Source organism: Leyella stercorea DSM 18206, from assembly GCF_000235885.1.
Taxonomy (GTDB): Bacteria; Bacteroidota; Bacteroidia; order Bacteroidales; family Bacteroidaceae; genus Prevotella; species Prevotella stercorea.
In genome coordinates, this window is record NZ_JH379465.1 from 6,895 (window position 1) to 14,794 (window position 7,900).

5 protein-coding genes are annotated in these 7,900 nt (G+C 52.8%); 2 read left to right on the forward strand and 3 right to left on the reverse strand.

Annotation, left to right across the window (positions count from 1 at the left end; translation table 11 throughout):
* Window positions 1–222: 222 nt before the first annotated feature.
* Window positions 223–654 (forward strand): DUF1810 domain-containing protein, encoded by a 432-nt coding sequence (locus tag HMPREF0673_RS11385; protein ID WP_007902550.1) that lies wholly within the window; start codon window positions 223–225, stop codon window positions 652–654.
* Between the two features lie 22 nt (window positions 655–676).
* Complete coding sequence (locus tag HMPREF0673_RS11390; protein ID WP_040596924.1) at window positions 677–1,516, forward strand: radical SAM/SPASM domain-containing protein; 840 nt, start codon at window positions 677–679, stop codon at window positions 1,514–1,516.
* A 163-nt stretch (window positions 1,517–1,679) separates the two neighbouring features.
* Here the strand turns inward: HMPREF0673_RS11390 and HMPREF0673_RS11395 are convergent, their stop codons facing one another.
* The 3 genes from HMPREF0673_RS11395 to HMPREF0673_RS11405 form a co-directional block, all read right to left on the reverse strand.
* A complete protein-coding gene (locus HMPREF0673_RS11395; protein WP_007902554.1) occupies window positions 1,680–4,514 on the reverse strand; it encodes an outer membrane beta-barrel protein in 2,835 nt (944 codons plus the stop codon).
* Between the two features lie 568 nt (window positions 4,515–5,082).
* Window positions 5,083–6,453: a RhuM family protein gene (gene rhuM / locus HMPREF0673_RS11400; protein WP_007902556.1), complete on the reverse strand. Its 1,371-nt coding sequence runs from the start codon at window positions 6,451–6,453 to the stop codon at window positions 5,083–5,085.
* Between the two features lie 63 nt (window positions 6,454–6,516).
* Window positions 6,517–7,900: glycoside hydrolase family 125 protein (locus HMPREF0673_RS11405; protein ID WP_007902558.1), on the reverse strand; the 1,384-nt coding region annotated here is incomplete at its 5' end.

Below are 7,900 nucleotides of genomic sequence, written 5' to 3' on the forward strand. Positions count from 1 at the left end.
GTTTGATGTAGGAATCAAAAGATATACAACCTATTTCAGTGTACTCACCGAGCGCAAGGGTTGTGGTTTGATGTAGGATTCAAAAGACATACAACTTTTGTGGCTAATCTTGTTTGTATATTATAAATTTGTGCTAACTTTGATGGAAAATACAAATGTTGATGAAGAAATAATATTGTTTTATATGGAGCTGCGTTATAATGGTGCAACTCTTTTAATATTATGAATGATATGGATACATACCACTTGTCGCGATTTCTTGCAGCTCAGGATTCTTACTCACAATATAAGACGGCTCTTGAGGAGATTCAAAACGGGCGAAAAAGGAGCCATTGGATGTGGTTCGTTTTTCCTCAATTGAAGTGGCTGGGGCACAGTTATAATGCTGACTATTATGGTATTGCTGGTGCTGATGAGGCTCGTGCTTATTGGCTGCACCCCGTGCTCAGAGACAGATTGCAGGAGATAACGGAGGCTCTGCTTCTGTTGGACGGTTTGTCTGCAAGACAAATCTTTGGAGAAGTAGACACAATGAAACTTAGGTCGTCGATGACTTTGTTTTGGACAGCTACGGGCGAAGGGCTGTTCCGTAAGGTTCTTGATAAGTATTACGAAGGGAAAATGTGTGACAGTACTTTAGAAATGCTTAGATGATGCAACGTAGCTAACTACCGATATGATAACAAGATGCTATCTCGAAATAACTAATGTGTGTAACCTTAGCTGTGTGTTCTGCCCGAAGACGGAGAGGGCGAAGCATAGGCTGACGTTGGACGAATTCGACGCTTTGACCTCGCGACTTGAGGGCAAGGTGAAGTTTCTGTATTTCCATCTGATGGGCGAACCGTTCCTCCATCCGCTGCTGCCGCAGTTTGTGCTGATGGCTCGCCACAAAGGTTTTGTACCCATTATCACCACTAATGGCACTCTGCTCTCGCGACGTGCAGACCTTCTGGATGCTCTGCCTCATAAGATTCAGATTTCGCTCCACTCGCACGAGGGCAACGCTAAGGAGAACCTTGCTGGGTACGTCGACGAGGTGATGGCGTTCTCGTTAGAAGCTGCCCACCGTGGTTGCATCGTCGTGCTGCGCCTATGGAACGAGGGCGGACACAACCGGCAGAACGACGATATTCTCAATCTGCTTGCGCTTCATGTGCCGCGCCCGTGGACGGAGCGCCACGACGGCTGGCGACTTGCCGACAATCTGTACATCGAGAACGATAACATGTTCGAGTGGCCCGACCTTCAGCACGCCACTTACGACGAGCAGGAGGTGTTCTGCTACGCCTTGCGCAATCAGATTGGTGTGCTCGTCGACGGCACTGTTGTGCCGTGCTGTCTCGACCATAACGGCGACATCGCGCTTGGCAATCTGTTCCGTCAGAGCCTTGCCGACATCCTTGACTCGCCGCGGGCGCGTGCTCTGTACGACGGCTTCACCAGTCACAACGCTGTTGAACCGCTCTGTCAGCGCTGCGGCTATTCGGCTGTGTCGAAGAGGTTTCGCAAGTAGAAGTGCTATTATGCTTTGTTTTCAGTAGGTTGCGTGGAGGAACGTCGTACTCTCCTATAGGTTGAGTGGGTATGGCAAGGATGCCATACCCTCCTACAATTACCATAAATAATAAAGCCGTAACGGAGGAGTTCCGCTACGGCTTTTTGTTTGTACTAACAGTTTATCTTCTACTGCTTATTGTTGTCGATTTGCCTTTTTTAGCCTTTGCATCGAGTCTGTATCTGAAGCTCAGGTTCAGATAGTGGTGTATATAGTTTGTGGAGTACTCCTGACGTTGGAAGGCTGAGTATTCGCTTTCGTACCAGATGTCCTTGTTGAAGATGTCGTCGGCAAACAGGCGCAGCATACACTTGTTCTTGCAGAAGCTCCAGCTGACGGACGCCATCGACTTGAGCTTGTGTCCGTTCATAGCCGATGTAGCGTAGCCCGAACAATAGTCGTCAGACAACTGCACGAACACCTCGAACGGAGCGAGGTGCAGGTTGGCGCTTATGCCCACGCTGTTGAACAGCGGTGTGGTGTTGTACGAAGCGTCGTCGTAGCGGTAGCGGTTGCTCTCCAGGCGGTTGAAGAGTGTGAGCTGCAACTTCTCGGTCTCGTACGAGAACTCGAAGTCGTTGTTTATGCCCAGTCGCTTCTGCTTGTTCAGTTCGGGCTGCGCGTCGGCAGCGTTGTTGTCGACGATGGTGAGGAAGCCGTACGACTTAGCCGTCTCCAGTGCGAACTTGTTCATCAGTCGGAAGTAGAAGCCGATGCCCTGGTCGTAGTTGAGTCCGAACTGCCACATGTCGCCGCCCTTCACGTTCATCGGTTTCGACGTGTAGACGCCGGTAGCCGAGTTGTAGCTGTAGAGCGTAGCCTGAGGGTTGATGTCCTTGTTGTACGAAGCGGTCAAGCCCAGCACAATCTGCTTGCGCAGCCACATGCGGTGGTAGTTGTACGTAGTGGTATGACTGTGCGAGTTGCGCAGCAGCGGGTTGCCCATGTATATATGCAGCGGGTCGATGGTGTTGCGGTAGCCGAGCGTGCTCACGAGGTCGGGTACGGTGGTGTTGTATGCGAAGGCGATGTCCATGTTGCGCACGCGGCTCATCTTCCACTTCAGGAAGATAGACGGCTCGTACGTGTTGCTTGTGCGCACGGCTGTGGTGTCCAGCGGTCCGTAGTGGTAGTCGGTCTTTTCGCGACAGTAGTTCCAGCTGAACTTCGGCATTATCATCAGTGCCTTCACCGGCGTGATGGTCGACTTCACGGTCAGCTCGTTCGTCCATTTGTGCGTGAGGTTGCGCATGGAGTTCGTGGGGTCAGCCGTTGTCGGCGTGCCGCCCACTACGTTCTGCTCGTCGGTGTCGTTGAAGAAGTTGCGTGCGATGCGTGAGCGGTTTAATCTCACGTTGTCGAATATGTTGAAATACACCTTCTTGCCGAGCCAGTAGTCGAACGAAGCGCCTAACTGCGTCTCCAGTTCGTGCGCGCTGCGGTCGTAGAACTGCCACAGCGTCTCGTTGCGCTGTTCGCGCAGATACTCCACGTTGCGGTTGTTGTGTGTGTCCTCGTTCGTTCCGCTCAGGTTGGTGAAGCCCTGCAGCGTGAACGAGCCTTTCTTGCCGATGAAGTGCTTCCATGCGTACGAGATGTTCAGTCCGCGTTGCTGCAGGTCGGTCGACTCGTAGTTACGGTTGCGTGTGATGAGTCGGTCGTAGAGCGCATCGCCGGGCTTTGCGTCGAGCGCCTCCTTAAGCGAGTGGTAGGCAAACTGGTCGGGCTGGTAGCCGTACGAAGCCGATTTCTCCTCGTACGATTTGCGAGCCTTCTCGTATGAGGCTTTCACCTTCACGTCGATGGTGTTCGCGGAGTCGGTGTAGGCGAAGAGTTTAGCCTCCAGCTGCGGCTTGAGGTTGTGCTTGTAGCGGTAGGCGTCTTTCACGCCGAACGTGTGCTCCTGGTTCGGGAAGAACGTCTCGGTCGACGCCTTTCCGCTGTTCCATCCGTCGCTGTGTCCCATGTTGGTGCTTATGTTGAAGCGGTTGCTTGTGTATTGCTGCGTGCCCTTCGTCTGCCAGTTGTGCTGATAGTTGTACGAGCCGTACTGGCTCTTGCCATCGCCGTCGATGTTGCGGTTCATGGAAGAGCCAATCGTCTTGTCTACATAGCGGTTGGCGTTGTTAGCCTGGGCGTATATCATGTGCGGGTCTTGGTCGCTCAGTCGGCTTGCGGTGATAGCTGCGCTGTAGCGCTTCTTGGTCTGATACTGAGCCTCGATGTCGCCGTACCACTTGTCGAGGAAGCCCGGCTTCACCTGGATGTCGAGCACATGGTCCTCATCGCCATCGTCGTTGCCCGTGTGGCGTGCCAGCTCCGACTTGCGGTCGTACACCTTCAGTTTGTCAGCCACGTCAGCCGGCAGTTGCTCTAAGATTTGGTCACCGCCGAACATGTCCTTGCCGTTCATCATCAGGCGTATGGGTTTGTCGTTCCAGTATAGCTTGCCGTCGCGACGCTGCACGCCCGGCAGCTTCTTGATAAGCTCGTCGAGGCGCGCGCCCTCCTTCAGCTGGAACGCCTCGGGGTTGAACACGATGGTGTCGCCACGCATGGTGATGCGCGGCACCTTCGCCTTCACCTCCACCTCCCGCAGCATGAGCGCCGTGGGCTGCAGCCTGATGGTGCCCAGGTCGGTGGTGTCTTTCACCTCAGATCCGTACGCATAGTCCACCTTGCGCGAGTTCTTGTAGCCGATCATGCTGAACGTGATCATGATGCGTCCCTCCCATTCGGAGTCGAGCGTGAAGCAGCCCGTGCTGTCGGTCTCCGTCGAGTTCTGCATCGACCAACCCGGCTCTGGGTTTATCTCGCTGCGCACCGTTGCTCCGATGAGAATTTCGCCCGTCTCGGCGTTCACAATCTTTCCCTTGAACGTGTCGGCTGTGCAAACGGTCGTTTGCACGAGGCAGAGCAGCACGGCGACAAACATTTTCTTCAGTACATTTTTCATAAGCTGGTTATTTAAAGTATTGCGAGTGCAAATGTATAGATTTTGTTCGAACAAGCAAAGTCTTTGTTTTGAAAAATCTATGGCATACAGTTTGCACAGGTACGATATTTGTCATTTTTACCGCTCAGGAGTGCCCGAAAAATGAAAAAGAAAACCTTTGGTCGGTTTTTCGCGAGTTTTGAGAGGTAAAAAGTGTGCAGCGGTAAGCGGTTGATATTTAGTTTGTTGAGGCTGCGCGTGCGAAAGTGTGCAGCTTTTGTGCCACTTCCGCTGAGTACTACCGCTGCAAAACTGGAGTACTACCCCCACGAGTACTGGGTAGAAGTGGCACTTTCGCCGTGTGAAAGTGCCACTTACGCTGTGCAAAAGTGCCGCTTGCGCTGTGAAAACCATCGGATTTTGTATTTTTGAAGCAAAATTTTGGTGCAAAAGAGCGGAATATGGTGCGTCAGAGTCTCCAGAATGTGAGTTTCGGTCGGAGGTGTCTGAACAATATTTGTATACAGTCATACCCCCTTGACCTCCCACAAAAGCAATGGGAGGTTTTTGTTCGTATGTTTAAAAAATATTAGTAGTTGTCGCCGAAAATGCTTTTCAGTTGACGGTCGAAGTCTGACATTATTTCGCGGTCTTGAATGATGCGGAATTTGTCGTATTCTGTTAGTGCCTTTTCTACGGCTTGTTCGTGTGTCACACGTCCTGTATTTGGGAGCACTGGACGGTTGTTGAGGTCCATGTATTTTTGCAAGAGGTCGAACCAATCAGCCATAGTCATTAGTATATGGTCTTCTGCTCGTTGCTCGGCAATGTCGATGAAGGCATTGCTCAGTCGGTTAAGTGCATCGACCTCCTTTTCGCTCAAATAGTTCTTGGCTATGGTGACATCCGACTTTATCACCCTACCTTCTGGTGCATTCTTCCATGTTGTTAGCCCCATGTGTGGGCGCTCAGCATCGGCGCGGTCGTAGATGATTTCTGCAGCCGTCTGTTTTGTTACGGCGTAGTGCATCATGTTCTGCACCATCTTGAAGAACTTGCGTGTCTCTTCCGCATCCTTACTATAGTCGACACTACATTCGCTGTATATATCTGTTATTTTTTGATAATAACGACGTTCGCTGATGCGTATCTCTCGGATACGGTCAAGCAAGTCGTCGAAGTAGTCGGCTCCGAAAACATTCTTGCCTTTTAGCCGCTCATCATCCAGCGCAAACCCTTTAGTGAGATACTCTTTCAATACGCTCGTTGCCCATATGCGGAACTGTGTAGCTTCGTAACTGTTCACACGATAGCCTACGGCAATCACCACATCGAGGTTGTACATCATCACTTCGTTGGAACATTTGTCCGAGGGTATTCTAATTTTTCTAATTGTATCGGGCAAATGTATTTCTCCGCTTTGATTTATCTGAGTAAGATGGTAATTGATTGTCGGTACAGTTACTCCGAACAGTTCTGCCATTCTCTGTTGCGAAAGCCAAAACGTATTGGTGTCGAAAACAACCTGCACCTGCACTTTTCCTCGTCCGCCTCTATACATTAGTATTGACGACTCCATGCTTTTTGCCATTACATCAGAAGCCATTGTTGAACTGAAGTATTGCTGGGCAGCTTTCACCATCTCCTTTTTCTTATCGGCATTCATAACCACAGCCATACATGCGGTGTGTGAGAGCATGATGCTTGTCACTTCTCTTACTGCGCCATTGCCGAGTTCTGCCATCTCAATAGTTTCTACGAAGTGTTCGCCGAGGTGATAACCCTTTTGCGAAGTCCATGCCTGCGCTTTAGCTATAACACGTTCGAAGTTCCAGTATTTGCCATAACCCATCACTCGTGCCAATTTGCGTGAGTTCCACCATTCCTTACCATCCGCATCCAGCTCTCGTAGCTGTTCGAAGGGCGATTGAAGTTCGGGTATGTTGTTTGTGTCTTGCATATTCTTTGGTTTTGTTATATTTGAGGCTGCGTGGGTATGGCAGGATGCCATACCCTCCTACGATTACTTTCGGGCGTTAACCAGCAGCTCCGTCTTGCCCTCGTCCACGAGCTTGATGATGAGTTCGCCGAAGAGCGTGTTCTGCCATGCGAACCACTCGCGCGTGAACTTCTGCGCATCGTCCACGTTGAACGACTCGTGGATGAACCCCGTGCCGGCGTCAGTGCGCTGCAACATACGCAGACACTCCGCTATCTCGGCATCGTCGGTGCTCGTGAAGGCGCGCATCATTATGGACATAGGCCACGCCATGTTGTAGCCCACGTGCGGACCGCCGATGCCCTCGCCAGCCTTGCCGCGGAAGAAGTAGGGATTGTCGTCGCTCCAGACGAAGCGGCGCGTGTTCTGATATACGGGGTCGTTCACGTCCACGTCGCCAAGATAGGGTAGGGCGAGCAGCGACGGCACGTTGGCGTCATCCATGAGGAAGCGGTTGCCGAAGCCGTCCACCTCGTAGGCGTATATCTTGCCGTACTTCGGATGGTCGACCACGGCGTACTCTTTCAGTGCCGCACTCACCTCGTCGGCAAGCGCCGTGCAGTCGGCAGCGAGCGTTGCGTCGGCGTTCACCTTGCTGAGTATCTCCGCCGCCTTGCGCAGCGAGCTGACCGCCATGAAGTTAGACGGCACGAGGAAGAGGAACGTCGTAGCGTCGTCGGAGGGGCGGAAGACAGAAGCGATGAGTCCGCAGGGCTTCACGGGGTTGCCCCAGCCGTGGTTGCATACGGTGTCGAGCTGGTCCTCCGTTTCGCGTTGGAAGCGATAGGTGCCGAGCCCCTGCTTGCGCTGCTGCTCGCGGAACACGCGCAGTATGTTGCGCACTGCCTGCAGCCACTCGTCGCCGAAGACAGAAACGTCGCCCGTCACCTGCCAGTAGTGGTAGGCGAGGCGTATGGGGTAGCAGAGCGAGTCGAACTCGTACTTGCGCTCGTGCAGCTCGGGCTTCATGTCGGTCATGTCGTTAGCCCACATGCCGTTCGGCTCGGGCTCGCGGTTGAACGCATTGGCGTAGGGGTCGATGTTGATGCACTTCAGCTGGCGGCGTATCACACCGCGCAGCATCTTCTGCAACTTGCGGTCGCCCTTAGCCAGCTGCACGTAGGGCCACACCTGCGCCGCCGAGTCGCGCAGCCACATGGCGTGTATGTCGCCCGTGTAGACGAATGTGTCCTCCTCGCCGTCCTCGGCATCGGTGAAGTGGACGGTGGTGTCGAGCGTGTTCGGGAAGCAGTTCTCGAACATCCACGCTAAGTAGGCGTTCTCCTTGATGCGCTTCTTTATCTCGCGAATCTTCTTCTCCACCGCGTCCGATACGAAGAGGCGTTCAGCGGGCGCAGGGCGTTGGGAGGTGAGAGTGGATGGTGAGGTGGTGAGGTGTTGAGATGGT